General features: G+C 66.3%; 26 protein-coding genes and 1 tRNA gene. 8 read left to right on the top strand and 19 right to left on the bottom strand.

The genetic code is table 11. The annotated features are described in order from the left end of the window. Nucleotides 1-232 precede the first annotated feature (232 nt). Nucleotides 233-1,081: a serine hydrolase gene (locus JT720_RS02605; protein ID WP_237219619.1), complete on the top strand. Its 849-nt coding sequence runs from the start codon at nucleotides 233-235 to the stop codon at nucleotides 1,079-1,081. Here the strand turns inward: JT720_RS02605 and tilS are convergent. From tilS to ptsP, 4 genes are all read right to left on the bottom strand, one after another. Then, nucleotides 1,078-2,016, bottom strand: coding sequence for a tRNA lysidine(34) synthetase TilS (tilS, locus tag JT720_RS02600; RefSeq protein ID WP_205479165.1), 939 nt, complete (start codon nucleotides 2,014-2,016; stop codon nucleotides 1,078-1,080). The two genes, JT720_RS02605 and tilS, sit on opposite strands and share 4 nt — an antisense overlap. Before the next feature lie 50 nt (nucleotides 2,017-2,066). Then, nucleotides 2,067-2,981: a tetratricopeptide repeat protein gene (locus JT720_RS02595; RefSeq protein ID WP_205479164.1), complete on the bottom strand. Its 915-nt coding sequence runs from the start codon at nucleotides 2,979-2,981 to the stop codon at nucleotides 2,067-2,069. 62 nt (nucleotides 2,982-3,043) lie between these two features. After that, nucleotides 3,044-3,847 carry a helix-turn-helix domain-containing protein gene (locus JT720_RS02590; RefSeq protein ID WP_205479163.1) on the bottom strand — a complete coding sequence of 268 codons (804 nt, stop codon included), beginning with the start codon at nucleotides 3,845-3,847 and terminating at the stop codon, nucleotides 3,044-3,046. An 88-nt stretch (nucleotides 3,848-3,935) separates the two neighbouring features. Further along, nucleotides 3,936-6,206 (bottom strand): phosphoenolpyruvate--protein phosphotransferase, encoded by a 2,271-nt coding sequence (ptsP, locus tag JT720_RS02585; RefSeq protein WP_205479162.1) that lies wholly within the window; start codon nucleotides 6,204-6,206, stop codon nucleotides 3,936-3,938. A 140-nt stretch (nucleotides 6,207-6,346) separates the two neighbouring features. Between ptsP and JT720_RS02580 the strand changes: the two genes are divergently transcribed. Beyond that, nucleotides 6,347-7,501: a glycosyltransferase family 61 protein gene (locus tag JT720_RS02580; protein ID WP_205479161.1), complete on the top strand. Its 1,155-nt coding sequence runs from the start codon at nucleotides 6,347-6,349 to the stop codon at nucleotides 7,499-7,501. Here JT720_RS02580 and JT720_RS02575 read toward each other — a convergent pair. From JT720_RS02575 to JT720_RS02565, 3 genes are read right to left on the bottom strand one after another with little or no spacing between them, the layout of a single operon-like run. Further along, nucleotides 7,393-7,782: a VOC family protein gene (locus JT720_RS02575; RefSeq protein ID WP_205479160.1), complete on the bottom strand. Its 390-nt coding sequence runs from the start codon at nucleotides 7,780-7,782 to the stop codon at nucleotides 7,393-7,395. The two genes, JT720_RS02580 and JT720_RS02575, sit on opposite strands and share 109 nt — an antisense overlap. A gap of 43 nt (nucleotides 7,783-7,825) precedes the next feature. Next, nucleotides 7,826-8,809 (bottom strand): NAD(P)H-dependent flavin oxidoreductase, encoded by a 984-nt coding sequence (locus tag JT720_RS02570; protein ID WP_205480130.1) that lies wholly within the window; start codon nucleotides 8,807-8,809, stop codon nucleotides 7,826-7,828. Between the two features lie 59 nt (nucleotides 8,810-8,868). After that, nucleotides 8,869-10,104 carry an aspartate kinase gene (locus JT720_RS02565; protein WP_205479158.1) on the bottom strand — a complete coding sequence of 412 codons (1,236 nt, stop codon included), beginning with the start codon at nucleotides 10,102-10,104 and terminating at the stop codon, nucleotides 8,869-8,871. Between the two features lie 198 nt (nucleotides 10,105-10,302). Here JT720_RS02565 and ubiG point away from each other — a divergent pair, with 198 nt between their 5' ends. Beyond that, on the top strand, nucleotides 10,303-11,022 hold the full coding sequence (ubiG, locus tag JT720_RS02560; RefSeq protein WP_205479157.1) for a bifunctional 2-polyprenyl-6-hydroxyphenol methylase/3-demethylubiquinol 3-O-methyltransferase UbiG: 720 nt from the start codon (nucleotides 10,303-10,305) through the stop codon (nucleotides 11,020-11,022). Here the strand turns inward: ubiG and JT720_RS02555 are convergent. The 7 genes from JT720_RS02555 to JT720_RS02525 all read right to left on the bottom strand — a co-directional run bounded on the left by JT720_RS02555 (nucleotide 11,019) and on the right by JT720_RS02525 (nucleotide 16,772). Then, nucleotides 11,019-11,741, bottom strand: a complete 723-nt coding sequence (locus JT720_RS02555) for a hypothetical protein (protein WP_237219618.1) — start codon at nucleotides 11,739-11,741, stop codon at nucleotides 11,019-11,021. The genes ubiG and JT720_RS02555 overlap by 4 nt on opposite strands. A 323-nt stretch (nucleotides 11,742-12,064) precedes the next feature. After that, nucleotides 12,065-12,409, bottom strand: coding sequence for a hypothetical protein (locus JT720_RS02550; RefSeq protein WP_205479156.1), 345 nt, complete (start codon nucleotides 12,407-12,409; stop codon nucleotides 12,065-12,067). A gap of 192 nt (nucleotides 12,410-12,601) precedes the next feature. Then, a complete protein-coding gene (locus JT720_RS02545) occupies nucleotides 12,602-13,138 on the bottom strand; it encodes a hypothetical protein (protein WP_205479155.1) in 537 nt (178 codons plus the stop codon). A 562-nt stretch (nucleotides 13,139-13,700) separates the two neighbouring features. Continuing rightward, nucleotides 13,701-14,372, bottom strand: a complete 672-nt coding sequence (locus JT720_RS02540) for a glutathione S-transferase family protein (RefSeq protein ID WP_205479154.1) — start codon at nucleotides 14,370-14,372, stop codon at nucleotides 13,701-13,703. Between the two features lie 139 nt (nucleotides 14,373-14,511). After that, entirely contained in the window at nucleotides 14,512-14,928 is a 417-nt protein-coding gene (locus JT720_RS02535) for a hypothetical protein (RefSeq protein WP_205479153.1), read from the bottom strand. A gap of 71 nt (nucleotides 14,929-14,999) precedes the next feature. Further along, the gene (locus tag JT720_RS02530; RefSeq protein ID WP_205479152.1) at nucleotides 15,000-15,800 is read right to left on the bottom strand and encodes an undecaprenyl-diphosphate phosphatase; all 801 of its coding nucleotides are present in this window, start codon (nucleotides 15,798-15,800) and stop codon (nucleotides 15,000-15,002) included. Between the two features lie 6 nt (nucleotides 15,801-15,806). After that, on the bottom strand, nucleotides 15,807-16,772 hold the full coding sequence (locus tag JT720_RS02525) for a complex I NDUFA9 subunit family protein (RefSeq protein WP_205479150.1): 966 nt from the start codon (nucleotides 16,770-16,772) through the stop codon (nucleotides 15,807-15,809). Nucleotides 16,773-16,899: 127 nt separating this feature from the next. Between JT720_RS02525 and JT720_RS02520 the strand changes: the two genes are divergently transcribed. Beyond that, nucleotides 16,900-16,986, top strand: a tRNA-Leu gene (locus tag JT720_RS02520). 109 nt (nucleotides 16,987-17,095) lie between these two features. Here JT720_RS02520 and JT720_RS02515 read toward each other — a convergent pair. Next, entirely contained in the window at nucleotides 17,096-18,010 is a 915-nt protein-coding gene (locus JT720_RS02515; RefSeq protein WP_205479148.1) for an AAA family ATPase, read from the bottom strand. Nucleotides 18,011-18,044: 34 nt separating this feature from the next. Further along, nucleotides 18,045-18,311 (bottom strand): hypothetical protein, encoded by a 267-nt coding sequence (locus JT720_RS02510; RefSeq protein WP_205479147.1) that lies wholly within the window; start codon nucleotides 18,309-18,311, stop codon nucleotides 18,045-18,047. Between JT720_RS02510 and JT720_RS02505 the strand changes: the two genes are divergently transcribed. Further along, a complete protein-coding gene (locus JT720_RS02505; protein WP_205479146.1) occupies nucleotides 18,298-18,435 on the top strand; it encodes a hypothetical protein in 138 nt (45 codons plus the stop codon). The genes JT720_RS02510 and JT720_RS02505 overlap by 14 nt on opposite strands. A gap of 121 nt (nucleotides 18,436-18,556) precedes the next feature. Here the strand turns inward: JT720_RS02505 and JT720_RS02500 are convergent, their stop codons facing one another. Next, a complete protein-coding gene (locus JT720_RS02500; protein ID WP_205479145.1) occupies nucleotides 18,557-19,825 on the bottom strand; it encodes a cation:proton antiporter domain-containing protein in 1,269 nt (422 codons plus the stop codon). A gap of 297 nt (nucleotides 19,826-20,122) precedes the next feature. After that, nucleotides 20,123-20,521, bottom strand: coding sequence for a JAB domain-containing protein (locus JT720_RS02495; RefSeq protein ID WP_205479144.1), 399 nt, complete (start codon nucleotides 20,519-20,521; stop codon nucleotides 20,123-20,125). A 126-nt stretch (nucleotides 20,522-20,647) separates the two neighbouring features. Here JT720_RS02495 and JT720_RS02490 point away from each other — a divergent pair, with 126 nt between their 5' ends. The 3 genes from JT720_RS02490 (at nucleotide 20,648) to JT720_RS02480 (ending at nucleotide 21,868) form a co-directional block, all read left to right on the top strand. After that, nucleotides 20,648-21,442: a thymidylate synthase gene (locus JT720_RS02490; RefSeq protein WP_205479143.1), complete on the top strand. Its 795-nt coding sequence runs from the start codon at nucleotides 20,648-20,650 to the stop codon at nucleotides 21,440-21,442. A gap of 95 nt (nucleotides 21,443-21,537) precedes the next feature. Next, nucleotides 21,538-21,666: an entericidin EcnA/B family protein gene (locus JT720_RS02485; protein ID WP_205479142.1), complete on the top strand. Its 129-nt coding sequence runs from the start codon at nucleotides 21,538-21,540 to the stop codon at nucleotides 21,664-21,666. 61 nt (nucleotides 21,667-21,727) lie between these two features. After that, nucleotides 21,728-21,868, top strand: coding sequence for an entericidin EcnA/B family protein (locus JT720_RS02480; protein ID WP_192585613.1), 141 nt, complete (start codon nucleotides 21,728-21,730; stop codon nucleotides 21,866-21,868). Nucleotides 21,869-21,994: 126 nt separating this feature from the next. Here the strand turns inward: JT720_RS02480 and rpoC are convergent, their stop codons facing one another. Further along, nucleotides 21,995-26,260 (bottom strand): DNA-directed RNA polymerase subunit beta', encoded by a 4,266-nt coding sequence (gene rpoC / locus JT720_RS02475; protein WP_205479141.1) that lies wholly within the window; start codon nucleotides 26,258-26,260, stop codon nucleotides 21,995-21,997. Nucleotides 26,261-26,276 lie beyond the last annotated feature (16 nt).

Here is a 26,276-nt window from a genome sequence, read left to right as displayed (position 1 = left end):
CCGCTCAAGATAGGCGAGCAGGCCTTAATAACAATGGAGCCCGACGGGTGTGCCGCCAGAAACACAGGGCAGGGACGTCGCGGTGAGGAGGTTCAGGAGAGCGACAGTCCGAATCCCCTACGGGCTGCCATGCTTCGCTTGTTCCGGCATGACACGACCGGACAACGTTAAGGAACCGGTTGGGTTTTTGGTGCGATAGTGCACCGGAACCACCGGGATCGCGGGAGACGAGATGCGCGTTCTTGCCCTGTTCTGCTGGCTTTCCGCCCTTTTCGCCACGCAGCCTGCGCTGGCGGCCACCAGTGCGACCCTTCAGCCACTGGAGCAGCAGCTGGCCTACCTGCTGGCCTCGCGCCCGGGCGACTATGGCGTGTCGGCCCTCGATCTCGACACGGGTGAAGCGATCAGCATCAACGGCGACAAGGCCTATCCCATGGCGAGCACGGTCAAGGTCGCCGTGGCTGCCGCTTACCTCGCGCAGGTGGATCACGGGCGGCGATCGCTCGACGATCAGATCGGCGGGCAGACGGCGCGGCAGCTGATGGAAGCGATGCTGATCCGCAGCAGCAATCCGGCGACGGACGCCCTCATTCGCAATCTCGGCGGACCGTCCAGCGTCCAGACCTGGCTGAGCTTCAATGGGTTGAGCAACATCCGCGTGGATCGCACGATCGCCCGGCTGCTGGCGGACAAGCGCGATCTGTGGGACGTCCGCGACAGCAGCACGCCCAACGCGATGGTGCAGCTGCTGAAGAAGCTCGATCGCGGCAAGGTGCTCTCGCCGTACAGCCGGCAATATCTCCTCAGTGTCATGGCGCGGTGCCAGACGGGCAAGAACCGGATGCGCGGCCTCCTCTCGCCCCTCACCCCCGTCGCCCATAAGACCGGAACGCTCAACAACTACACCAGCGACGTCGGGTTCATCACCTTGCCGGACGGGCGCCGCTTGGCGGTGGCGTTCTTCGCGCGCGGAGGAACGGACCGGCCGCGCGCGATCGCGGAAGCCGCGCGGGCGATCTACGACGGGTTCGTGTCGATGGTGCGCCGGCCGTTCATGGCCAGTCCGCTGGGCGCCAACTAGGCTCGTCTCGGCGGCGCCGGGGACAGGCGCCAGGTCTGTCCGCCCTCCAGCTTCAAGCCGCTCAGGGTGCAGGTGCCCCCTTGCGCCAGCACGCCGAGCGCGCGGTCGAGATCGGGTCCGCGCGGGGTCGGGCCATCCAGTCGCGTGATGGCGGCCAGCAACAACCTCCGCTGCAGCTCCCGCGGTAGGTCCGCGGCGTCTAGCCGGCACCGCCGGTCCGCGAACTCCAGCCGCTCGGCAGCAAGCCTAGTCGTGACCGCCTGGAGCGCTTCTTCGGCGTCCTCCAGATGCGCGGCGCTTCGGGCGATCAGGGCCGGGTCGAGCCAGGGAACGGCGGCGAGCAGCTGACGTGCCTGGGTCCGGTCGTGCCGCTTATCCTGGTTGGACGGGTCCTCGAGCGGTTCAAGTCCCGCGTCCGCCACGATCGCCTCCAGCTCCCGCTTGCGCCAGCCGAGGAGCGGGCGGATTAGCTGCACTTCACCCAAGAGGCGTGATGCGCGGACACCCGCCAGACCGCCGAGCCCTGCACCCCTGCTCAACCGCATGAGCAAGGTTTCCGCCTGGTCGTCCGCGTGATGCGCGGTGGCGATGGCGTGGAGGTGGCGCGACCTCGCCCAGTCCTCGAGCGCGGCATAGCGAGCGGACCGTGCCTGGGCTTGTAGGCTCGCTCCAGCCGGAACCGACACGGCAAGCACCGCGTGGGAAACGTTCAACCTCGCGCAGACCTCCGCCACCATGCCCGCTTCGGCGCCGCTTTCCGGTCGCAACTGGTGATCGACCGTCGCAGCCTCCACGGCTCCGGGCCGAGCGGCCGCGGTCAGCAGCAGGAGCGCAAGGCTGTCCGGTCCTCCGGACACGGCGACACCGATCGGCCCCGAACCCATTAGGGCGTCGAGATCGGCCCGGAAGCGCTGCAGGCTGGAGTCACTCACCATCGCGCGCGGTGTGGAGCAATCCGGTCCCGCGGCAAAGGGTGGCGTGGCGCCTATCGGCAGCCGGCCTTCTGCTTGGCGTCGGGCAGCAGCTCCCGTAGGGCCGGGCGCATGGTGCTGCCGTAGACGTCCTCCAGCTCGGCATAAGCCTTGCAGGCCTGACCGGGCTGCTTCAGCGCCATCAGCGACTGACCGAGATAGAAGAGGCTGTCCGGTGCCCGCTCGCCCTTGGGATTGCTGCGGTAATTGGCCAGCAGTGCCTCGGCCGCCGCGCGCGGCTCCCCCTTGTCGAGAAGGGCGCGGCCGGCAAGGTTGTTGGCCCAGCTGACCCGGCGATGACCGGGGAAGGAGGACGCCATTGCGCGCAGGGCCGCGATCGCCTCGTTGTACTTCTTCTGCTCCCATAGGCGGAAGCCCACGTCATAGGCAGCTTCGCCGTCGGCGGCGAAGGAGCCCGTCGCCGGTGTTGCCGGAACGGTGGCAGCCGTAGCGGAGGGCCGCGTGGTCGCGGGTGTCTCCACCTTCGGCTGCGGGCGGGGCGGCGGGCTTTCGCTCGTCGCAGGTGCTTCCGTGGGTGCATTCGAGCCAGTCCCCGATGCCGTGGCGGCTCCGGTCTCCAGGGCGCGCAAACGGGTTTCTTGGTCTGCCCGAAGCCGAGCCAGCTCCGCTTCGAGCGTAGCGACCCGGTTGCCGCTTTCCTCCGCCAGCCGTGTCACGTCCGCCAATTGGCGTTCGAGGTTGTCGATCCGCGCGGAGAGGGCAACGACGACCGTTTGCGAGGCGGCCGGATCGTCGCTGAATCCGGCGGTGTCGGCCGGCTGGCCCCGGGGGAAGACCTGCCGCTGAACCTGCCGGAGCTGCCGTTCCACCCTGTCGATGCGCTGTTCGGGCGTAGGCTGCCGTTGCGCCGCGGCGGGAGCGGCGAAGAGCGTGAGAGCGGTGCTGGCGATCAGAAGGCTGCGCATCATGGGTCTCGATCAGGGGTGCGGATGGTTGATGGCTGCAGGCACCGGGCTTGCTCCACGCTGAATCAGCGCTGGGCGCCAGCCGCCGGGTTCGCCGGCGTTGCACCGCCGCTACGCATCAGGTCCGCGGCGAGCAGGCTCACGTCACGCACGGTGGTCGCAGCCGGGCCGACCGGCGGCGCATCGGCCGTACCGACAGAAATGCGCAGGGCCTCCGGCTTGCCGGTGCGCAGCAGCGGCGCCTTGGCATCGGTCGGCACCTGGAAGCTCTGACCGGCGCGCAGTTCGCCTTCGAACAGTCGGGGCCCGGCGCGCTCCGTCACTTGGATCCACACCGGCTCGTTGGCCGTGATCACCACCGGACCGGACGGCGCCGCCGTGGATGGCGTGGCGGTCGCGGCGGGGTTCTGCGCGCCTGAGACAGCCACCGGCGATTCCACGGCAGCGGCCGGAGTTTCCCCTGGTTCCGACAGCTCGCGCTGCCGCAGGAACAGGAGCGCCGCGACGACCGCCACCACCCCGACGATCGCCGCAATCACCAGCCACTTGGGCATGACCCGCGCCGGATCGGCGGGCTCGTACACCTCGTGAACCGCGGCGGCCCTGCGAGTGCCGCCCATTTCCTCGCGCAGCCTGTCGCCGATCTCGGTCCGGTCGAGCCCAACGGCGCTTGCGTAGCTCTTCGCGAACCCGAGCGAGTAGGTGGGGGCCGGAAGGCGGTCCCATTCGCCCGCTTCGAGGCTCTCCAGGTGGCGCGTAGGAATTCGGGTCCGAGCGGCGATGTCCTCTAGGCTGAGGCCCTGCGATTCGCGCGCGGCACGCAGTCGCTCGCCCACCGTCGCTTCGGTACCCGCTTCGATTTCGGCCATCCGTGTTCCGTTTCCCGCCCGGTATTTGCGCGCGTCTTGTTGAGGGTGCACCTGTCCCTGTCAACGCCTCTTGGCGCGGCATGTCTCACTAACCAATCACGACACCTTGCTTGCGGGCCCAATCGGTCAGCGCCTTGCGCATGTCGCGCGGCGGCTTGGCGAGAAGCTGCTCCATGCGTGCGCGAATGGCGGAGGCATCGAGCGAACGGATCATCGCCTTGACCGGTCCGACCGCTGCCGGCGTGATGGAGAAGTTCTCGATGCCGAGGCCGATGAGCGCCATGGCTTCCAGCGGGCGACCGCCCATCTCCCCGCAGACCCGGACCGGAACGTGGGCCGCGGTCGCCTCCCGGGCGACGCGGCGAAGGAACCGCAGGATAGCTGGCGACAGCCAGTCGTAGCGAACCGCCAGGCGCGGATCGGCGCGGTCCGCCGCAAACAGGAACTGGGTGAGGTCGTTGGTGCCGATCGAGAGGAAGTCGAGGCGCGGCAGGATGCAGTCGAGCATCTCCGCGAGGCTCGGAACCTCCAGCATCGCGCCGAACTCCACCCGGCTCGGCAACGGCTTACGGTTGGTCCGCGCCCATTCGAGCTGATCCTCGAACAAGGCTCGCGCTTCTTCATATTCCCATGGCTCGGAGACCATCGGGAACATGACGCGGAGCACTCTTCGGTCGGCCGCCTCGATCAACGCGCGCGCCTGCGCCTTCATCAGGGTCGAGCGCGACAGGCTGAGCCGGAGCGCACGCCAGCCCATGGCCGGGTTCTCCGATTCGTCCTTCTCCTCGTCGGCGAGGTAGGGCAGGGCCTTGTCCCCGCCGATGTCCACCGTCCGGAAGACGACGGGCTTGTCGCCGGCCGCATCCAGCACCTGCTTGTAGAGCCGCTGCTGGCTTTCACGCCCCGGCAAAGTGGCGGAGATCAGGAACTGGAACTCGGTGCGGAACAGGCCGATACCGTCCGCGCCGGCGATCTCCAGCGTCGCCGCATCCTCGGCCAGACCGGCGTTCACCATCAGCTCGCACCGCCGCCCGTCCTTGGTGATCGGCGGGAACGGGCGAATGGCCGCGAACTCGGCGCGACGCTTCTGGCTCATCGCCATGCGTGAATCGAACGCGGCGGTGGTCTGGCCGGTCGGGCGGACGACGAGACTGCCCTGGTCGCCATCGACCAGGATCGTATCGCCCTCGTTCGCGATGTGGCGGATATCGTGGACCCGGCCGATGACGGGCACCCCCATCGCCCGCGCCACGATCGTCATGTGCGCGGTCAGCGACCCTTCTTCCAGCACCACAGCGCGCAGTCGGCGCCGGTCATATTCGAGCAGCTCCGCCGGACCCAGGTTGCGGGCGATCAACACCGCGTCCCGGTTGAGGCCGGTCTGGGCAGCCGTGCCGAGCCGCCCCGACACGATGCGCATCAGCCGGTTGGACAGGTCCTCCAGGTCGTGCATCCGCTCCTTGAGGAGCGGATCGTCGATCTCCTGCATCCGGGCGCGGGTACGCTGCTGGACCCGTTCGATCGCGGCTTCGGCGGTCAGGCCGCTGTCGATCGCCTCGTTGATGCGCCGCGACCAGCCTTCGTCATAGGCGAACATCTTGTAGGTCTCGAGGATCTCCTGATGCTCGCCGGCCGTCCCGAACTCCGCCTCCCGGGTCATGTTCTCGATCTGCTCGCGCATTCGGCGGAAGGCCGCATAGACGCGGGCGCGTTCCAGCTCCGTGTCCTCGGCGACCGTATGCTCGACCACCACCCGTGGCTGGTGGAAGACGGCAGTGCCCTTGGCCATGCCTGCGACCAGCTTCAGCCCCGCCAGCCGGACCATCCCCCGATCACGGCTGCCGCCCCGCTGCGCGCCGTCGGTCAGCCGTGCACCGGCGATCAGTTCCGCAAGCACCATGGCGACCGTCTGCAGGGCCTCGATCTCCACATCTTCGTACCGTCGCGGTTCGGCATGCTGGACGGCGAGAACGCCGATCGCGCTTTCGCGGCGAATGATCGGCACACCCGCGAAGCTGTGGAAGCTCTCCTCGCCAGTCTCCGGACGATACACGAAGGCGGGATGGCTGGATGCCTCGGCAAGGTTGAGGATACGGCCTTCCGCAGCGATCGTGCCGACCAGGCCTTGGCCCATCGAAAGCCGGGTGACGTGCACCGCTTCCTTGCGCAGGCCATGCGTGGCGAACAGCTCCAGGCTGTTGTCGCGGAGCAGGTAGATCGAGCAGACTTCGCTTTGCAGCGCCTCCGCGATAATATCGACGACGTGGTCGAGCTTGGCCTGCGCCGAGCCGCGCCTCGCCATGACGTCGTGGAGACCGGTAAGGATCTCTCTGGCGGCGGCGGCGGCGGAGGTGGGCATCGACGCACCGCTAACAGGTTTGCGCGGGAACTGTCAGCCCCGTGGGTGCGGGAACCATACAGCGCGTCGCGTCATTCAGCACCGAAGCGGTGTTGATCGCCGCGGATGTGATGCGTCGTGACCTTTGCCTGGAGCACGCCATGCTGAGCATCCGACCCGTGACCAGTCGCCTGTTCGCGCGGCTCGGGAAGCGGCATCTGGTGGATGCCGCTGTGGAGCGCCGCGTCATCGCGCCTCCCGTGGAGCGGCCCTCGAAGCCGCTGATTTCACTCCCCGATGAAGCAGACCGCACTCGCGGCCATCACCCCGACTCGACGCCTTCGACGAACCTCGCCCGATTGCGATGCGAGCCGGTACGGCAAGGGGAGAGCTTCGCGCTGAGACTTCGCGATGTGATCATCGCAGATGGAACGGTGATGGCACGCACAGCCTTATCGGTCGTGGCCGAACGGCGGAGGCGCATGTTGCTCCGGTCGCCCGTCGAGCAGCTCGACGAAGGCACCTTTTGCAGCACTTACGTGACGGAACGATACTTCGGACATTGGCTGAAGGACGGCCTCAGCCACGAGCTATGGGCCCGTGACCAGGGCTCGCAGCCGCTGGTTCTGACTAGTCCTCCCGGCCGCGTCCATGAGCCCGGCTACCGTCAACTCTCCGGGCTTGCCGCGCGGCATGTGGACACGGCGAGAGTGGGTGAGCTTTGGTATCTGCACGACCACGAGTTGAGCGACGACCGGGTCGCGCGGCTACAGCGCATCCGGGCACGCATCCGCGCCGCCGTTCCAGCGGACGGGCCCAGCCATGTGTTCATGTCGCGCGGCTCGTCCGGCGCCGGACGGACGCTTGCCAACGAAGCCGAGGTGGAAGCCATGCTGACGGGCCTGGGCTTTGCCATCCTGAAGCCCGAGACGAGCACGCCGTGGGAGATTGCGCGCACGCTTTCCTCCGCGAGGGTGGTGATTTCGCCCGAGGGCTCGGCACTTTCCCACGCCGTCATGACGGCGCCGCAGGGGACGACCCTGGTGGTTCTACAGCCCCCGTTCCACCTTAACATGATCTACAAGACGTTCGCTGACGCCCTCGATTTCCATTTCGCCTACGCGGTCGGCGATCCGGTCAGCGAAGATGCGTTCGTGCAGCCGCTCGACCGTCTGCGGCGCCTGCTCGACATCGTCGACCGGTTGGCTCAGCGGTTCGGAGTTTCCGATAGGCTCAGGACATTGCCGTCCGGGTCGGTGAACCAGGCCAGCCTAGTCTCGCCGTCCGGCGAGTTCCAGATGCCGAGTTCGTCCTGACCCATGTCGTCGTAGACGGTGAAGGTCACGCCCTTCTCACGCAGCTCCTGGGCGGCAGCGCGGATGTCGGGCACGTCCCAGCCGAGCACTGGATGCTCCCCAGCCTTGAAGTCAGGCAACACGGTGACGCGCACCAGTGCGGACCCGCTGCTGAGGAACGCCCCATAATCGTCGCGGCCGTGCGCGGGCAGGCCGATCACCCCCTGATACCAGGCAAGGCATCGGTCCACGTCGGTGGTGTAAAGGAATGCCGTGACGGTTCCGTCGCTCACCAGTGCCATGTCCGTTCCCTTTCTCGCGGCCGGCGGTGTGTGGCTCGCTTCTCTACGCGCGCGCCTCCAGCGCCGACGCGGCCTCTTCCATCAGGGTGTGGAGGATGTCGACGACCGGCTCCTCCTTGGTCACCATGCCGACCGACTGTCCGGCCATGACGCTGCCCGTCTCCACATCGCCGTCGATCACCGCTCGCCGGAGTGCCCCGGCCCAGTAATGCTCGATCTGGAGCTGGGCCTCGGCCATCTCCAGCTCCTTGCCGTCGAGCTGGGCCGCGATCTCGCGCTGCTTGGCGGCGAAGCGCTCGGTTTCCTTGTTCTTGAGCGCGCGCACGGGGATGACCGGCAGCCGCGGGTCGATCTGCACGCTCGGCACCGCATCGCGGGCCGATGCGCGGATGAAGGCACGCTTGAAGTTCGGGTGCGCGATGCACTCCGTCGCGCAGACGAACCGCGTCCCCAGCTGCACGCCGGCCGCGCCCATCTCCAGGTAGCCGGCGATCGCCTCCCCCCGGCCAATGCCACCTGCGACGAACACCGGGATGTCGTTGCAGATGTGCGGCAGGATCTCCTGGGCGAGCACGCTAGTCGAGACCGGGCCGATGTGCCCGCCGGCCTCCATCCCTTCGATCACGATCGCATCCACGCCCGAGCGCATCAGCTTTTTCGCGAGGCTCAGCGCCGGAGCAAAGGCGATCAGCTTGGCCCCATGCCCCTTGATCCGCTCGATGGCGCCGCCCGGCGGCAAGCCCCCCGCCAGCACTACGTGGCTGACGTTGTGCTTCGCACAAATGTTGATGAGGTCGAACAATTGCGGGTGCATCGTGATGAGGTTGACGCCGAACGGCCGATCCGTCCGGGCCCTCGTCTCTGCGATTTCCGTATCCAGGAGCTCGGGCGTCATCGCTCCGCAGGCGATCACCCCGAAGCCGCCGGCGTTCGAAATGGCGGAGACGAGGTTGCGCTCCGACACCCAGCTCATGGCGCCGCCCATCACCGCGACCTCGCAGCCGAGGAAATCGCAGCCCCGCTTCATCAGATCGCGCAGGCGCTGGTGGCCGATGCTGTCGGCGGGCATGGGGCTTGTCTGAAGGTTCACGCGGAGACTCCCGGGGCGGCGTCGAGGCCGAAGGCGCTGTGCAGGACGCGGACGGCCAATTCCAGCTCGTCCTCGGCGATGAGGGCGCTCACCTTGATCTCCGAGGCGGAGACGGCGAGCAGGTTGATGCCGCGCTCGGCCAGCGTGTCGAACATGGTCGCGGCCAACGCGGGGTTGGAGCGGATGCCCACCCCCACGATAGAGACCTTCGCCACCCGATCGTCGGTAATCATCTCGGCATAACCGATCGCGTCCTTGCGCTGCTCGATCACGCTCATTGCCTGGGCGAGGCCCGCACGCGGCAGCGTGAAGGTGAGGTCGGACGACCCGGTGTTCGGCGTCGCCGCATGGACGATCATGTCCACGCTGATCCCCGCCTCGCTCAGCGGATGGATCACGTTGGCGACGGTGCCGGGCCGGTCGGCGATGCCGGTCAGCGTGACCCGTGCCTCGTTGCGGTCGGCGGCGATACCCGCGATGGCGTTTCTTTCCATGCTTGCGTCCAATCGTTCGACGATCTCGGTTCCCGGCCTGTCTTCGAACGCGGACAGGACCCTGAGCGGCAGCTTCTCACGCATGGCGAGCCCAACGGAGCGCACCTGCAGCACCTTGGAGCCCACACCCGCCAATTCCAGCATCTCCTCGAACGTGATCTGCTGGAGCTTGCGTGCGCGCGGCACGATCCGCGGGTCGGTCGTGTAGACCCCGTCCACGTCCGTGTAGATGTCGCAGCGGTCCGCCTTCACCCCGGCCGCGATCGCAACGGCGCTGGTGTCGGACCCGCCCCGCCCGAGCGTGGCGATGCGCCGGTCCTCGCTGACGCCCTGGAAGCCCGGGATCACGCACACGATGCCGGCCTTCAGCGCCTCGTCCAGCACGGCGCTCTCGACCGCCTCCACCCGCGCATTGCCGTGAGCGCCCGTCGCCTGCACCAGCTGCCAACCCATGAAGCTGCGCGCATTCAGCCCCGCGGCCTGCAGCGTCATGGCCAGCAGCCCGGCCGTGACCTGCTCACCGCTGGCGACCACCACGTCATATTCGCGCGGATCGTGGAGCGGCGCGGCCTCCTTGCAGAACTGCACCAGCCGGTCGGTCTCGCCCGCCATGGCGGAGACGACCACCAGCACCTCGTTGCCGGCGTCAGCCTCGCGCCTGACGCGCTCGGCCACGCTGCGGATGCGCTCGATCCCCGCCATGGAGGTGCCGCCGAACTTCATCACGATGCGAGCCATGGCGCGCCTGTAAGTGGAGAGGCCTACGCTCGCAACTGCGCTCACTTTAGAGCCATTGCACGCGCTCTCCCTTAGGCCATCCTTTGCGCTCACCCTGACCCCTCAACCGCGCTCACCCTGAGCTTGTCGAAGGGTGTATTTCCGCCAGGCATCGGCCTAAGCACGCTTCGACAGGCTCAGCGTGAGCGCGAGGAAGAGATGTCCGAGACGAGTATCGTAGCCCGCGAGGCCGAGCACTTCGGCGCGTTGGCGGGCGACTGGTGGGACCCGAAGGGCAAGTCCGCCATGCTGCACCGCCTGAATCCCGTGCGGCTCGGCTACATCCGCGACTGGATCGACCAGCACTGGCATCTCGACGAACGCACGCTGAGGCCGCTGTCGGGCAAGAGCGCGCTCGACGTCGGCTGCGGCGCAGGCCTGCTGTGCGAGCCGCTTGCCCGCCTGGGCGCCGAGGTCACCGGCGTCGATGCGGCGCCCGAACTGATTGCCGCCGCGCGGGAGCATGCCGCAGGGCAGGGGCTCGCCATCACCTACCGCGCCTGCGGGGTCGAAGAGGTCGAGGGCCAATTCGACCTCGTCACCGCCATGGAAGTGATCGAGCATGTCGCCTCGCCGATCGCCTTCCTCCGCTCGCTGGCGGAGCGCCTCGCCCCCGACGGCCTGCTGCTCCTCTCCACGCCTAACCGCACGGCGTGGGCGCGGCTGCTCACCATCACGCTGGCCGAGGGCTTCGGTCAGATCCCGCGCGGCACCCACGATTATGACATGTTCATCTCGCCCGAGGGCATGACGAAGCTGATGGGCGACGCGGGGCTGAAGGTGCTGGACATGGAAGGGATCGCCTGGAGCCCGACCCGCGGCCTGCACCTCAGCGAGGACATGCGGCTCAACTATCTGGTGGCCGCCGCCCGGGCCTAGGCTCGCAAACCGCGATACTCGATCCGGATGCGGACCCACTCGCCGATCATCGGCTTGCCGTTCTTGCGCGGCGGCCGCACCCGGAACTGCCACGCCGCCTGCCGCACTGCACTGGCCAGCCGGGAGCCGGGCGGATCGTTGCCCAGCTCCACGCAGTCGTCCACGCGGTTTCCCGGCACCGTCTTGCACGCGATCATGCCCCAGCCGCTCGGCGCGTTCGGGGGCAGGTAGCCGGCCAGCTCCGCATTGGTCGGCTCGCGCGCCCATTCGGCCGCATAGAGCACCTCGCCCCGCGGGCCACGACCGACGGCCTCCGAGTCATCGCGCGCCAGCGCTGGACCGTCCGCGGGTTTCTGGAAGTTGCGCAGGTCCGCTGCCGCCATGTCCGCCCGGGACATGGGCACATAAAGCAGCTCGTTCGGGGGGAGGACGACCTTGGGTTCCGGGACCTTGGGTACGGCAGGCTCCGGTTCGCGCTCCGCTTGCCGGGGCTGTTCCTTGCGCGCAGCCTTCGGAGCGGCGGCAACGGGTTCAGGCGAATCGCTGATGAAGTCGATCACCACCGCGCCGGACCGCTTCATCGGCACGGGCTCGATCACTCCCGCCTCGAGCAGCACCAGCAAAGCGAGCAGGTTCAGCCCGACCGCCAGCCCAAAGCCGGACACCCGCTGCCGGAGCGGACTTTGTTCCTGCGCGGACCGAAGGCGATAGGAGCTCAAGCGGGTCTTCTACTGACGTCTGCGTGCGTCGCTAAGGGCGTTTAGCTGAACGGTGCATGGGAGGGGAGGGGCCGCAGGTAAGCCCGGTCATCGCTGCCAGTCCGTGCCAGGCAAACCCGCCGCCACCTAAACCCGTCACTCCCGCGAAGGCGGGAGCCCATCTCGTGCTCTCTCCTGTCCGAGTGCTCCCTATCCTCGACTTGGAGCCCATCCGAACAGCCGGTCGACCGTCCCCTCAGGAGATGGATGCCGCCTCCGCGGCTACCACGCTTATGTCTGCTTACGACCCAAATCGGACATAGCGGTCTGGCAGAACGCTCGAACTAGAACTTGGGCTCTCTTGGCTGAGAAAGGGTGCACGTGCCCTTACGGGTCATCAACGTCTTGGTCCTAACGGAGAGAGTTTCCACATATCCCAATGTGCTGCGGTCGATCGTGAAGCGACTGTGCAGGAGGTCATCGACTTTCTCCCAACGCACTGCTTCCGGCGTGAACGTCGCGGGCAGGCCTTCAAGGGAATAGCCGGTTTCCTGGAAGTAGATGGCAGCGGTTCCCGCGTCTTCATTGAGGGTCAGCGCCACGTTCACAGCACTTTTGCCTTTCTCGTCTTTCACCGGGCACTGGAGATAAGATGTGGCGGAAAAGGCCGGTGCAGCATTGAACAGCATGATGGGCGTGAGCAGCCATAAGATACGCATTTACATTCCTCGAGAGATTGGCCGTTGAGCCTTGCAGGCATGCTCCAACCACAGTCAGATGAAATGAATGTTAAAGATGACGCCTGTGCGTTCCGGTGCCGCCGCCAACGTCCGAGTTCCACCCGTTGCGGACGTTCGACACGGCGGCCCACAACGGCTGCTTTACTCCGCGCTGCTGCCGCTCAACGAACACTCACGTAGCTTCATGATTGCTTCTGAGGCATTCGGTTTAACGCTTGTAAGCAAAGTGCCACCTAAAGTGAGCCCCATGACTTGGCTTCCACCGAAATCACGAAGAAACTTTTCAGCTTCCTGCGGGTCCTTGAAAGCGCGAGTGAACATATAATCATTGCCGACTTTTTCGTAGCGAAGCTTACTGCTTCCCCAAGACGCATCGACAGAAGTGCCGTCCTTTCCGAAAACAAGCCCTAGATCCAGTTCGCCTTTCGTAGGCAGATACGTCATCCAGTTGTTGGACCAAATCAGCAAGACGCCCCCTTTGTCGGCAGCATAGAGAATTGTCAGGCCGTCAACCTTCTTCCCATCCTTGCCACCGAAGAAGCCCTGCATGATGCATCGCGGTGGCTCCGCCGAAATCTCCCACCCACCGACTTTCGCGTAAGTCGTGCTTGCGGCCTCGGCTTGCGCCGCGAATGACGACAGCAGCGCACTCCCACCGATCCACAATAATCTCATCATCTTACCCCTTCGGCTGTTGGGGCGCGCTGTGCATCTGCGGAGGTAAATAAACCTTCTCAGCAATTCGCAATGTGGAAGAGCGGGAAGTCCGCTTTCCACCCGTTGCGGACGTTCCCACCCGCACCTAAGCTTCGTAGATGGCGAGCGACCTCTTAGCCGAAATCTTCTCGTGGTTTGTGCTGGATTGGCCGACCCGCAAAAAGCGAACTGATCCGCCGCCTCCAGCCTTACCGCAGCGGATGACAAGGCGGGAGGCTCGTCGAGCACGGCGAGAGGGGAAGCAAGGCAAGGGCAAGCAAGTCGGCTAACGTCCGCTTTCCACCCATAACGGACATTCACGCGATCCTTGAACAATAGGATCGCGCCTGCTCCAACCTGCTTCGCGGCCTTGCCGCGGGCTCTTTCCAATCGTCGATCCGCGCTCCCACCCATACGGCGGAGAAAGCGCGAAAACAGCCTTCACCAGGGAAACTTCGCAAACTTCGTAGGATCCCGCAAAGCGCCGGGCGTCCACGACCACGAACATTGTGAACATTCACGCGCGGCTGCGCGAACTCCCCGCCTAGAAGTCCACCTTGTCGTAATGCTGCGGCGGCACGATCACCTCCATCCGCTCGCCGAGCAAAGGCCGGAAGGCGGGGCGGCTCTTCATGACTGAATACCAGTCCTTGGTCTGCTTGTGCCCGCGCCAGTCGACCGCGCCCAGATAGTCGATCACGCTCAGGTGCGCCGCGGCGGTGAAATCGGCCAGGCTCAAGCCCGATCCCGCCAGCCAGCGGCGATGGTCCAGCAGATAATCCAGGTAATCGAGGTGGTTGTTCCCGATCCGCATGGCATCGCGCAGGACCCGCGTATCCGGGCTCGCCTTGTTGACCAGCCGCTTGCGCATCCGTTCGACCATCAGCGGCTCGACCACCTCGCGGAACAGCTTCTCGTCGAACCATTCCACCAGTCGCCGGATCTCCGCCCGCATCACGGCATTGCCGTGGATGAGCGGCATCTTTTCCACGGTTTCTTCGAAGTATTCGGCGATCGGCTGGCTGCCGATGAGGGTGATGCCCTGGTCCGGCTCGACCAGCACCGGCGTCTCGCCAGCCGGGTTCACGTCGATGAACTCGTCGCGCCGCTCCCACGGGTTCTCCCGCACCAGCTCCACCGGCACGCCCTTCTCGGCCATCACCAGCCGGACCTTGCGGGAAAAGGGGCACAGGGGAAATTGCAGGAGCTGCCACATGGGTCGCTGCTTTAGCGCGGTGGCGAGTTCCGTCCAGCGTCATCCCCGCGCAGGCGGGGATCCATCTCCCGAAGCTCGCACAACGAAACCGGGCAGGAGATGGACTCCCGCCTTCGCGGGAGTGACGGCAAGGGTGCAGCTACTGCTTCGGGTAAACCGGCGAAGGCATGTTCGCGATCGCCCGGCCGATCTGCTCGCCCGCCTCGTTCAGCGCGCGGGTGATCACCGGGAGGGAGCGGACCATCGCCTGCGTGCCCGCCTTGGCGACTTCGGTGCCCTGCCGGATGTCCTGCTGCAGCTCGCGCTCGTCCATGCCGCTGATCGAGCGGACGGTCTTGCCCCGATCCTGCGCCGTGACCGGCCGGTTCTCGATCGCCGCCTGCACTTCACCGACCGGCAGGTCGAGCAGCGCCCGGGCGAGCGCTCCGGCCACGTTGCCGAGCTGGTCGGCAATGCGCCCGTCGGTGATCTCCGGCGGCAGCTGCGGGGCCGGCGCCTGCTGGGCAGCGGCAGGGGTGGCGAGGAGGAGCGGCGCAAGGGCCAGCGTCATGCGCATGGACGTGTTCCCGAGTCGTCTTTGGTTCGGCACGCAGGCTATGCGCACAGCCCTTGCCGCGCCATGAACGTTTATCCCCAGTTCAGCCAAACCAGCGCGGCGGCTCCGGCGATGATCCGGTACCAGGCGAACGGCCCAAAACCGTAGCGGGTGACGAAGCCCACGAACAGCTTCACGACCACCAACGCCACGACGAAGCTCACCAGCGAGCCGATCGCGATATTGCCGTACATCTCCGGCGCGATCCGATCATGGTGCTTGGCAAGATAGTAGACCGTCGCGCCGCCGAGCGTCGGCATGGCCAGGAAGAAGCTGAACTCCGCCGCCGTCTTGCGGTCCACGCCGAATGCCATCGCGCCGAGGATGGTCGCGCCCGAGCGGCTGACGCCTGGGATCATGGCAAGGCACTGGACGAGGCCGATCATCGCTGACTGGCGCAGGCTGAGGTTCTGGACGCCGTTGCACTGGACCGGCTTCACCGTCCGCTCCAGGATCAGGATGGCCACCCCGCCGATGATCAGCGCCCAGGCGACGATCGTCGCGCTGCCGAGCATCGCCTCGATATAGTCGCCGAACAGCAGCGCCAACACGACCGCTGGGATGCAGGCGATCACAAGGTTGCGCACGAACCGGAACGCGGCGTCCTCCCTCCGGAAGAGTCCGAGGAACACGTCCCAGAAGGTCCGCCAGTAAAGCACGATGATCGCCAGGATCGCGCCCGGCTGAATAGCGACGTTGAACGCCTCCCATTCCTCTGCCTTGAAGCCCAGCAGTTCGGTCGCGAGGATCAGGTGCCCGGTCGACGAGACCGGCAGATATTCGGTGAGGCCCTCGACGATGCCGAGGATGATGACCAGCCAGAGGATCGGCACGCGTGATCAGCCGGCGGTGGACTGGCTGCGGGTGTGGTGCCCCTGGAAGCGGCCGCCCTTGCGAAAACGTCCCAGCCATTCGGGGGCCACCGCCGCAAGTGGGGTCGGCTGGACTCCGAACGCCTCGAGGCCTTGACCGCTCGCGACATTGTCCTTCTGCAGCATCAGCCACTGGTCACGGGTGAGCGGCGCGCCCGGAAGGAAGCCGAGATAGCTCATCGCGTTGCCGACGAAGTCCGGCAGTTCGACGATGTCCGGCTTCTGGCAGGCAGCCTCGGCGATCGTCGCGTTCAGCTCCCGCATGGTCATGACTTCCGGGCCGCCGAGCTCGAAGGTCTTGCCGCCATGGTCGGCAGGGTTGGTCGCCGCGATCGCGATCGCCTGGGCAAGGTCGCGCACATAGATGGGCTGGAACTTCGTCCGGCCGCCCAGCACCGGAAGGATCGGCAGTCGCGACATCGACCCGAAGCGGTTGGTCAGCTGGTCTTCCTGTCCGAAGACCAGGCTCGGCCGGATGATCGTGGCGCCGGGAAAGGCCGCGCGCACCGCCAGCTCGCCGCGGCCCTTGGTCGAGCCATAGACGCTCGGCGCCTCGGGATCCGCGTTGATGGCGGAGATATGGACGAAGCTCTGCGCGCCGGTCTTTGCCGCCAGTTCCGCGGCGCGGCCGGCACTCTCAACATGGATGCGCTCGAGGTCGCCGCCGAACACCCCGACGAGGTTGATGACGCCCCACGAACCCTCGATTACCCGCTCCAGCGACTCCGGCCGAAGCATATTGACGGCAACCAGGTCGAGCTGGCCCACGGCGGCAAGCGGCTGCAGGAAGTGAGCAGCGCGGGGCTCACGCTGGGCTGCGCGAACGCGAACCCCCGTCTTGAACAGCTCCTCGCACACGTAGCGGCCGATGAAGCCGCCCCCGCCCAGCACCGTGATGATGCGCTCGCGCCAGTTGATCTTGGGGTCCTTCATGGCGGCGGTCCATGCCGACAACCCGTCGCAAAGACAAGCAGTCGCCGGGATTTGCACAAGACACCGTTGACAGCCGCCCGCCCCCCCTTCTAAGCGCCGCCGCCTACCAGCTGAAACAAGCTCCTGTGCCCAGGTGGCGGAATTGGTAGACGCACCAGCTTCAGGTGCTGGCGCTCGCAAGGGCGTGGAGGTTCGAGTCCTCTCCTGGGCACCATTTCCTCACCATGGGTCGGCGGCCTGCGCGCTCTCTGCCCACCCGGTGCCCGGAGGCCGGCGCAGACGCTGCCCAGCTAAAGTTCGCTCGCACTCAAGCCGTGCCCCGCTCACTCCTTGAACGGGGGGGTGGCCTTCAGTTCGCAGGCGATCTCCAGCGCGCGTTGCGGCTCCACGGAACGGTCGGGGTATGCGTCGAGGATGATCCCGGGAAGCAGGCGCTGGGTCAGGTCGGAGTAGGTGAACCCGGGCCCGCCATCGCGCGGTCCGGTTGCCGCGACCACCGCTTCGATCTGCGACACGGAAAAGCCGAACTCAGCAAGGCGCGGCTGCAGCAGAAGGCGGCGCTGTTCCTCCCCCGGCCGACCGAACAGCAGGATCTCCGCCGCCCGCCGGCGGACCGCAGGGTCGATGGCCTCGTAGCGGTTGGTGCACATGACCACTGCGGCCGGCAGACGCGCGTTGGCGAGCCGGTCGATGCCGCGGATGAAGGCGTTCACGCCGCTGACATTCTCATGGTGCATGTCGACCCCCTCGCGCGATTGTGCCAGCGCGTCGGCTTCGTCGACCAGAAGGATGACCGCGCCCTCGGCCTTGCCCTTTGACGCGAGCGAGGAGGCTTCCTTCACCGTATAGTCGAACGCGGCGGAGATGAGCTGCGTCATCTCGCCCACCTTGCCTTGGCCGCGGGCGGACAAGCTCAGCGGCAGCAGGACGACTTCGATCCCCTCCTGCCGCGCAACCGCGTCACCAATCGTTTCGGCAAGCTCCGTCTTGCCCGAACCGACATCGCCCGCAAGGATTACGAGGCGGGGCCGATGCAGGACCGCGTCCAGCAACAAGCCGGCCCTTGGATGGTGCTGATCACGCCAACGTTTCAGTCCGTTCGGATTGACGAGGAGGGCAAGCACCTTGGTCAAGGTCTGCTTCTGTCTGTCCAGTCCGACCAGGCGGTTCAGCCGCTCCCGCGCGGCGGGCTGGGGAAAGGCCGTCTTCTGTTCGAACAGCGCGGCGATATCGATCATCTGGGCACCCCCGCTCCACCTGGTTTCCCACACGTTATGAGTGCGCGGCGGCAAAGGCCAGTTCCGGCGCGGTCCGCAGATCCGGCTGTGCAGGATCGGGACCCTTCTTCCACCAACGTGGCACGGGCCAAGCGAGCTTCTTCAGGAACTCACCTGCCGTTTCGGCATTGTAACGGTTGCGTGGGTTCTCGGGAGGAGCCTGCGGATAGGGGAGAGATGAAGCGCAGCAGAACACGCCGCTGAGCCTGAGCCCAGTCAGCCCGCTCTCGGATGGCTTCAGCTTGCCAATGGCTTTCGACATCTCGATGAGCCTGCGGCGGGCCGATCGAGAGCTTCGCCGTGAGGTCGAGCAGGCGCTGGAGAAGCGCTCGGCCGACATCCGTGCGGTGCTGGTGAGCTATGGCGTGCCACTGCTCGACCCTTAACGTCAGAAGATGTCGTTGAGCGTCGCCAAGATGGTCACGATGCAGCCGATCACGACCGCGACGCCGGCCCAGATCGTCCACCTGGGGTTGCTCACCCGCTGCTCCTCCACGTTCGTCTCCTTCAATCCGCGCCGCGCGGCGGCAGGGTGGGGCCGGTCTGATGCTCGCCTGTTACGCGTTCCACGGCAAGGCCGGCTGTCAGTCCGTGCACGATGGTCGACAGCAGGATGGTGAACGCGATGGTCGCCCACAGCTGCTCCTCGTCGACCAGTTCGACATGGTGTCCGGCGTAAGCGAGATAGTAGATGGAGCCGATGCCCCGGACGCCATAGAAGGCTACGATCAGCCGCTCGCGCCGGCGCAGGGCACTGCCGATGAGCGAAAGCCAGCCAGTCAGTGGCCGAATGACGAAGATCAGCGCGACGGCGATCAGCACCTGCGGCCAGCCGAGATACGGCCACAGGATCGGGAGCACGGCCCCGAGCGCTACCAGCAGGATGGAGGTCAGCGCATGCTCCAGCGATTCCGAGAAGTCGTGGAGCCGGCGGTGGAACTGGTGTTCGGACTCGGATCGGCGCAGCGTCAGTCCGGACACGAACGCCGCGATGAAGCCGTATCCCTCGGCCAGCTCGGTGGCACCGTAAGCGATCAGGACGCCGGCCAGCGCAATCACGCCGGAACCGGTCTTCGATAACGCGTTCTCCCGTGGCCAGTCGAACAGCAGCTTGCCGAGTACCCAGCCCACGGCGATGCCCATCAGCACTCCGATCACGACGCGATACAGGACGTCGCGCAGGATCCACTCGCCGCCAAGCTCGAGGCTGAGGCCGCCAGCGGTTGCGACCAGGATGCCGAGGTGCACGAAGGGGAAGGCGAGCCCGTCGTTCAGCCCCGCTTCCTTGGTCAACGTGTAGCGGACCGGATGCTCGCCTCCCTCCAGCGGCGGACCGACCTGCACGTCGCCGGCCAGCACCGGGTCGGTCGGGGCGAGGATCGCGCCCAGGAGAATGCCGCCCGCCAGCGTCATGCCGGCCGCCGCCCAGCCGAACAGGGCCACGGCGGCGATGGTCAGGGGCATGGCGATGGCCAGCAGCCGGATGGTAGGTTGCCACTGCTTGCGATCGGCGAGGCGGTCGATCCGGAGGCCGGTCCCGAACAGGCCGATGATCACGCACAGCTCCGCCAGGACCTCCCAGACCCGCGGGAAGCGGGTGGGGTCCAGGAAGTCGCGGACTCCCGGGATTAGCGAGAGCAGGGCGACGCCCATGACGATGAGCAGCGCGGACGCGGCCGGCTCCCGCCCGGACAGGAAGCGCGGCAGCCAGTAGGACAGCACGATCGCCGCGCCGAGGCCGCCGAGCAGCAGGTGATACTCGTCGAACTCGTACACCGTGACCCAAGCTCCTCGCGCTGCCGCGCGGAGCGGCGTCTTCGCGCGCAGATGAGCATCGCGCCGCAAACGGCGATCAGCGGTCTTCCCGCGCCGCCGGTTAGCGCTTCGCTTCCAAACGGGTTCCGCCAGTGGCGAGCAACAACTCCACCCACGGCAGGTAAGCCCAAGCGGAAACGCTGCAAACGAGAAACCCTGAAGCGGGGTGTCGCAAGGAAAGGGACCCCTCCGGCAAGCAGCGGGACGTCCTTGCCGTCGCGGCGCTCCTCGAAACGCGCCGTCTTCCGCGCGGTGCGACTAGAGCAGCCCCACGCCCCTCAGGCTGACGCAATGGCCGCCCGTGAAGAGCAGATGGTCCACCACCGTCACGTCGACCGATTCCGCCACACGGGCCAGTTCTCGGGTCAGCCGGCCGCGCGTTGCCAGTTCCGACTGCGACGACGACGGGCTGGCCAGTACCAGTCCAGCGCTCCCCAGCCGAACCGCATCGCCTAGGATCGCTCCGGCCGGCAGCGCATCGTCCGCCCCCATGGGTTCGGACGGATAGCGGGCGAGGTGGATGCACCGGACCTGTTCGTCCACGTGGGCGACCCACCAGCCGCCGGACCGATCCCCGATGACGGAGGGAGCGAGGAACGCCCGAGCGGCGTCCTTGCCCTTGAGTGTCACAGGAAAATTGGCCCGCTGGAACGACATTCCTATCCTGTAGGACGGCCCGGGCGGACTGGCGCGGCAGATCGGGTCCGAAGCGGAGGCGAGACCATGTGAAAAGGTCCAACCCGGCCTCTTCCTGCCGTGCAGGGTCCGGGCTACCACCGCGGCATGCAAGCTTATCACGACCTCATGGCGCGCGTGCTCGCGGAAGGGGTGCCGCAACAGGATCGCACCGGAACCGGCACCCTCTCTCTGTTCGGGGCGCAGATGCGTTTCGACCTGCGCGATGGGTTTCCACTGGTCACCACCAAGAAGTTGCACCTGCGCTCGATCATCATTGAATTGCTCTGGTTCCTGCGCGGCGACACGAACGTGCGCTGGTTGCAGGACCGCAAGGTCAGCATCTGGGACGAGTGGGCCGACGAGCAAGGCGATCTCGGACCGGTCTACGGCAAGCAATGGCGCGACTGGGAGAGCGCCGACGGACGCCATATCGATCAGATCCGCGAGCTGGTCGCGCTGATCCGACGAGATCCCGCGTCACGGCGCCAGATCGTCACGGCGTGGAACCCGGGGGAGATCGGCCGGATGGCGCTCGCCCCGTGCCACTGCCTGTTCCAGACGCAAGTGGCCGCAGGCCGGCTGAACCTCCAGCTTTACCAGCGCAGTGCCGACCTCTTCCTTGGCGTCCCGTTCAACATCGCATCCTATGCGCTGCTGACGCACATGCTGGCGCGAGAATGCGGGCTGGAGCCGGGCACGTTCGTGTGGACCGGCGGCGACGTGCATCTCTACTCCAATCACCTCGACCAGGCACGGCTGCAGCTCACCCGCGACCCGCGGCCCTTGCCCCGGCTGGAGATTCGCGACCGCGGGCAGGACCTGTTCGGTTACGAGTTCGAGGACTTCCAGATCAGCGGCTACGATCCGCACCCGCATATCGCCGCACCCGTCGCAGTGTAGCCGGCGGGCCTCGTTCAATCGGAAAATAACGGGTCCGTCATGGACCCGGTTCGGGCTGTCGGCGTTTGTTCAGCCGCTAGACAGGAGATTGGACCATGATTCGCAAGGTAATGACCCTGGTTCTGATTGGCGGAAGCCTCGCGGTGGCCGCCTGTAATACCGTCCGTGGCGCGGCCGAAGACGTGAACTCGGCAGCAAACGCGACGGAAAACGCGATCAACTAAGCGCTCGACAACAGGTTGGCGCCGAGGCCATGGTCATTTCGGTTTGGTAATGGAGATGATCATGGTTCGGAAGTTCGTGACTTTGGCGCTGATCGGCGGATCGCTGGCTCTGGCCGCCTGCAACACCGTTCGCGGTGCGGCGCAGGACATCAACTCCGCTGCCAATTGCACGGAGAACACGATCAACGGCGGTCGCTGCTAAGCACCAACGTTCACAAGAAAGAAGCCCCGCTGGAGAGGTCCTCCGGCGGGGCTTTTTCGTTTCTGGAGCTTCCGCGAAACAAGCAGCTAGGGGCCCCTCCTCCTGGAAGAGGAGGGGCGAAGTCGCCTAGCTCTGCAGGTAATCGCCCGCGTCAGCGTCCGTGCCGTGACCCGAGGGCATTACGTCCGCCAGCGGATCGGCATTGATGGCCGCTTCCGGACCCTGGGCCAGCTCGGCCGCATGCTCTTCCTCGGCAGTATCCGGGAGGTACAGGCTCTCCTGGATCTTGCGCTGCGTCGCCCGGAGCGCCGCATCGCGCGACGACGCCGCGACCCGAAGGCGGTTCATGCCCGCGCCGGTACCCGCCGGGATGAGGCGGCCGACGATGACATTCTCCTTGAGGCCGTTGAGCGTGTCGATCTTGCCCTGCACCGATGCCTCGGTGAGCACCCGGGTGGTCTCCTGGAAGGAGGCCGCCGAGATGAACGACCGCGTCTGCAGCGAGGCCTTGGTGATGCCCAGCAGCACCGGCTTGCCCTGGGCAGGACGCTCGTTCTTGCCCAGCTTGCCGTTGATCTCGTCCATCTCCTCGCGATCGACCTGCTCGCCCGCCAGCAGCGTGGTATCGCCGCCGTCGGTGATCTCGACCTTCTGCAGCATCTGGCGAACAATCACCTCGATGTGCTTGTCGTTGATCTTCACGCCCTGCAGTCGATAGACCTCCTGGATCTCGCTGACGAGATATTCGGCCAGCGCCACAACGCCGAGCACTTCCAGGATGTCGTGCGGATCGGGTGAACCGCCGACCAGGTTGTCGCCACGCTTGACGTAGTCGCCTTCCTGGACGTCGATCACCTTGGACTTGGGCACCAGATACTCGACCGGATCCGACCCATCGTCGGGCACGATCGCGACCTTACGCTTGGCCTTGTAGTCCTTCATGAAGGTGACCTTGCCGGACACCTTGGCGATGATCGCATTCTCCTTCGGCTTGCGGGCCTCGAACAGCTCGGCGACCCGCGGCAGACCACCGGTGATGTCACGCGTACGCGCGGCTTCCCGCGGCATGCGCGCCAGCACTTCGCCGGCCTCGACCTGCTGGCCGTCCTCGGCGGCAACGATCGCTCCCGGTGCCAGGCGGTACACGCCTGCCTCGCTCGCGCCTTCGCCCAGCAGGGTCAGGCGCGGACGCAGGTCGTCCTTCTTGGAGCGGCCGGTGTCGTCGGTCACCACGCGCTGGGAGATGCCGGTCGATTCGTCCGTCACCTCGGTCATCGTGCGGTTCTCGATGAGGTCCTGGTACTTCACCGTGCCCGCGCGCTCCGTGATCACCGGGCTGAAGCTCGGATCCCACTCGGCGATGCGGTCGCCCTTGCTGACGATGTGCCCGCTCTCGCAGAGCAGGTGAGCACCGTATGGAACGCGGTGCGTCGACAGCTCGCGCCCGTCCATGTCGAGGATCGCGATCTCGCCCGAACGCGACAGCGAGATGTGCCGTCCGCGCGGGTCGGTGATCGTCGGCATGTCGCGCAGCTCGATGGTGCCGTCGACCGGCGCCTCGAGGTTCGACTGCTCGTTGAGCTGGGCCGCGCCGCCGATGTGGAAGGTCCGCATCGTCAGCTGGGTGCCCGGCTCGCCGATCGACTGGGCGGCGATGACGCCGACCGCTTCACCGATGTTCACCGGCGTACCGCGGGCGAGGTCACGCCCATAGCACTTGCCGCAGACACCCTGGCGGCTGGCGCAGACCAGCGGCGAGCGGATCTTGATGCCCTGCAGGCCGGCGGCCTCCAGCTTCGCGACCATTGCCTCGTCCAGCAGCACGCCTTCCTCGACCAGCGTCTCGCCGGTCTTCGGATCGACAACGTCCTCGGCGGTCGTGCGACCCAGGATGCGGTCGCCGAGTGAGGCGATCACCGCGCCGCCCTGGACGATGGCGCGCATCTCCAGCGCCTGGTCGGTGCCGCAATCCTCCTCGACGATGACGGCGTCCTGCGACACGTCGACCAGGCGGCGGGTCAGGTAACCCGAGTTCGCCGTCTTGAGCGCCGTGTCGGCCAGACCCTTGCGGGCGCCGTGGGTCGAGTTGAAGTATTCAAGGACGGTCAGGCCCTCCTTGAAGTTCGAGATGATCGGCGTTTCGATGATCTCGCCCGACGGCTTGGCCATCAGGCCGCGCATGCCCGCAAGCTGCTTGATCTGGGCCTGCGAACCACGGGCACCGGAGTGGGCCATCATGTAGATGGAGTTCACCGGCTTCTCGCGGCCGTCCTCGCCCTTCGGCGTGGCCTGGATTTCCTTCATCATCTCCTGGGCGACCCGGTCGCCGCAGCGCGACCAGGCGTCGATCACCTTGTTGTACTTTTCCTGCTGGGTGATCAGGCCGTCCTGATACTGCTGCTCATAGTCCTTCACGAGGGCGCGGGTTTCCTCGACGAGGGGCTCCTTCGCCTGCGGGATGACCATGTCGTCCTTGCCGAAGCTGATGCCGGCCTTGAACGCATGGCGGAAGCCGAGCTGCATGATCGCGTCCGCGAACAGCACGGTCTCCTTCTGACCCGTGTGACGATAGACCTCGTCGATGACGTCCCCGATGTCCTTCTTGGTGAGAAGGCGGTTGACGGTCTCGAACGGCACCCGATGGCTCTTCGGGAGCGTCTCGGCGAGCAGCATGCGGCCCGGCGTCGTCTCGAAGCGCTTCATGTAGGTGTTGCCGGCCTCGTCCGTCTGGGGAACGCGGCTGACGATCTTGGAGTGCAGGGTCACCGCACCGGCGGCGATGGCCTGGTGGACCTCCGCCATGTCGGCCAGCAGCATGCCCTGGCCCGGCTCTCCATCCTTCTCCATCGAGAGGTAGTAGAGACCCAGCACCATGTCCTGCGACGGAACGATGATCGGCTTGCCGTTCGCGGGGCTGAGGATGTTGTTGGTGGACATCATCAGCACGCGGGCTTCCAGCTGCGCCTCCAGGCTCAGTGGCACGTGCACGGCCATCTGGTCGCCGTCGAAGTCGGCGTTGAACGCCGCGCAGACCAGCGGGTGAAGCTGGATCGCCTTGCCCTCGATCAGCACCGGCTCGAACGCCTGAATGCCGAGGCGGTGGAGCGTCGGGGCGCGGTTCAGCAGCACCGGATGCTCGCGGATCACCTCGTCCAGGATGTCCCAGACTTCCTTGCGCTCCTTCTCCACCCACTTCTTCGCCTGCTTGAGGGTCATGGACAGACCCTTGGCGTCGAGGCGCGAGTAGATGAACGGCTTGAACAGCTCGAGCGCCATCTTCTTCGGCAGGCCGCACTGGTGCAGCTTCAGCTCCGGACCGGTCACGATGACCGAGCGGCCCGAATAGTCGACGCGCTTGCCGAGCAGGTTCTGGCGGAACCGGCCCTGCTTGCCCTTGAGCATGTCGGACAGCGACTTCAGCGGACGCTTGTTGGCGCCCGTGATCGTCCGGCCGCGGCGGCCGTTGTCGAACAGCGCGTCAACCGCTTCCTGCAGCATGCGCTTTTCGTTGCGCACGATGATGTCCGGCGCGCGCAGCTCCATCAGCCGCTTCAGGCGGTTGTTACGGTTGATCACGCGGCGATAGAGGTCGTTCAGGTCCGACGTCGCGAACCGGCCGCCGTCCAGCGGAACCAGCGGGCGAAGCTCCGGCGGGATCACTGGAATGACTTCCAGGATCATCCACTCGGGCCGATTGCCCGACTCCAGGAAGCTCTCGACGACCTTCAGCCGCTTGATGATCTTCTTGGGCTTGAGCTCGGACTTGGTGACCGCCAGCTCTTCGAGCAGCTGCTTGCGCTCACCCTCGAGGTCGAGGTCCATCAGCATGGTGCGGACCGCTTCGGCACCGATGCCGGCCGAGAAGGCGTCTTCGCCATACTCGTCCTGCGCGCTGAGCAGCTCGTCTTCGGTGAGCAACTGGTATTTCTCGAGCGGGGTCAGGCCCGGCTCGATCACGACATAGCTCTCGAAGTAGAGGATGCGCTCGAGCTGCTTGAGCTGCATGTCGAGCAGCAGACCGATGCGGCTCGGCAGCGACTTCAGGAACCAGATGTGCGCAACCGGCGCGGCCAACTCGATGTGGCCCATGCGCTCGCGGCGGACCTTCGAGACGGTCACTTCCACGCCGCACTTTTCGCAGACGATGCCCTTGTACTTCATGCGCTTGTACTTGCCGCACAGGCACTCGTAGTCCTTGATCGGACCGAAGATGCGCGCGCAGAACAGGCCGTCACGCTCCGGCTTGAACGTGCGGTAGTTGATGGTCTCCGGCTTCTTGATCTCGCCGAAGGACCAGGAGCGGATCTTGTCGGGCGACGCGATGCCGATCTTGATCTGGTCGAACGTCTCGGGCTTCGCCACCGGGTTCGCGAAATTGGTCAGTTCGTTCATGTCTTAACTCCACTCC

Origin of the sequence: Sphingomonas arenae (assembly GCF_016924655.1) — a bacterium.
In the GTDB taxonomy this organism is placed as follows: Bacteria; Pseudomonadota; Alphaproteobacteria; order Sphingomonadales; family Sphingomonadaceae; genus Sphingomicrobium; species Sphingomicrobium arenae.
The sequence above is the reverse complement of the archived record's forward strand: the minus strand, read 5'-3'. Positions and strand labels throughout refer to the sequence as shown.

Excerpts from the sequence above, each read along its gene's own strand:
- JT720_RS02605 (WP_237219619.1), top strand. The coding sequence starts at position 233 with ATGCGCGTTCTTGCCCTGTTCTGCTGGCTTTCCGCCCTTTTCGCCACG.
- tilS (WP_205479165.1), bottom strand. The coding sequence starts at position 2,016 with ATGGTGAGTGACTCCAGCCTGCAGCGCTTCCGGGCCGATCTCGACGCC.
- JT720_RS02595 (WP_205479164.1), bottom strand. The coding sequence starts at position 2,981 with ATGATGCGCAGCCTTCTGATCGCCAGCACCGCTCTCACGCTCTTCGCC.
- JT720_RS02590 (WP_205479163.1), bottom strand. The coding sequence starts at position 3,847 with ATGGCCGAAATCGAAGCGGGTACCGAAGCGACGGTGGGCGAGCGACTG.
- ptsP (WP_205479162.1), bottom strand. The coding sequence starts at position 6,206 with ATGCCCACCTCCGCCGCCGCCGCCGCCAGAGAGATCCTTACCGGTCTC.
- JT720_RS02580 (WP_205479161.1), top strand. The coding sequence starts at position 6,347 with ATGCTGAGCATCCGACCCGTGACCAGTCGCCTGTTCGCGCGGCTCGGG.
- JT720_RS02575 (WP_205479160.1), bottom strand. The coding sequence starts at position 7,782 with ATGGCACTGGTGAGCGACGGAACCGTCACGGCATTCCTTTACACCACC.
- JT720_RS02570 (WP_205480130.1), bottom strand. The coding sequence starts at position 8,809 with ATGAAGCGGGGCTGCGATTTCCTCGGCTGCGAGGTCGCGGTGATGGGC.
- JT720_RS02565 (WP_205479158.1), bottom strand. The coding sequence starts at position 10,104 with ATGGCTCGCATCGTGATGAAGTTCGGCGGCACCTCCATGGCGGGGATC.
- ubiG (WP_205479157.1), top strand. The coding sequence starts at position 10,303 with ATGTCCGAGACGAGTATCGTAGCCCGCGAGGCCGAGCACTTCGGCGCG.
- JT720_RS02550 (WP_205479156.1), bottom strand. The coding sequence starts at position 12,409 with ATGCTGTTCAATGCTGCACCGGCCTTTTCCGCCACATCTTATCTCCAG.
- JT720_RS02545 (WP_205479155.1), bottom strand. The coding sequence starts at position 13,138 with ATGATGAGATTATTGTGGATCGGTGGGAGTGCGCTGCTGTCGTCATTC.
- JT720_RS02540 (WP_205479154.1), bottom strand. The coding sequence starts at position 14,372 with ATGTGGCAGCTCCTGCAATTTCCCCTGTGCCCCTTTTCCCGCAAGGTC.
- JT720_RS02535 (WP_205479153.1), bottom strand. The coding sequence starts at position 14,928 with ATGCGCATGACGCTGGCCCTTGCGCCGCTCCTCCTCGCCACCCCTGCC.
- JT720_RS02525 (WP_205479150.1), bottom strand. The coding sequence starts at position 16,772 with ATGAAGGACCCCAAGATCAACTGGCGCGAGCGCATCATCACGGTGCTG.
- JT720_RS02515 (WP_205479148.1), bottom strand. The coding sequence starts at position 18,010 with ATGATCGATATCGCCGCGCTGTTCGAACAGAAGACGGCCTTTCCCCAG.
- JT720_RS02505 (WP_205479146.1), top strand. The coding sequence starts at position 18,298 with ATGGCTTTCGACATCTCGATGAGCCTGCGGCGGGCCGATCGAGAGCTT.
- JT720_RS02510 (WP_205479147.1), bottom strand. The coding sequence starts at position 18,311 with ATGTCGAAAGCCATTGGCAAGCTGAAGCCATCCGAGAGCGGGCTGACT.
- JT720_RS02495 (WP_205479144.1), bottom strand. The coding sequence starts at position 20,521 with ATGTCGTTCCAGCGGGCCAATTTTCCTGTGACACTCAAGGGCAAGGAC.
- JT720_RS02490 (WP_205479143.1), top strand. The coding sequence starts at position 20,648 with ATGCAAGCTTATCACGACCTCATGGCGCGCGTGCTCGCGGAAGGGGTG.
- JT720_RS02485 (WP_205479142.1), top strand. The coding sequence starts at position 21,538 with ATGATTCGCAAGGTAATGACCCTGGTTCTGATTGGCGGAAGCCTCGCG.
- JT720_RS02480 (WP_192585613.1), top strand. The coding sequence starts at position 21,728 with ATGGTTCGGAAGTTCGTGACTTTGGCGCTGATCGGCGGATCGCTGGCT.
- rpoC (WP_205479141.1), bottom strand. The coding sequence starts at position 26,260 with ATGAACGAACTGACCAATTTCGCGAACCCGGTGGCGAAGCCCGAGACG.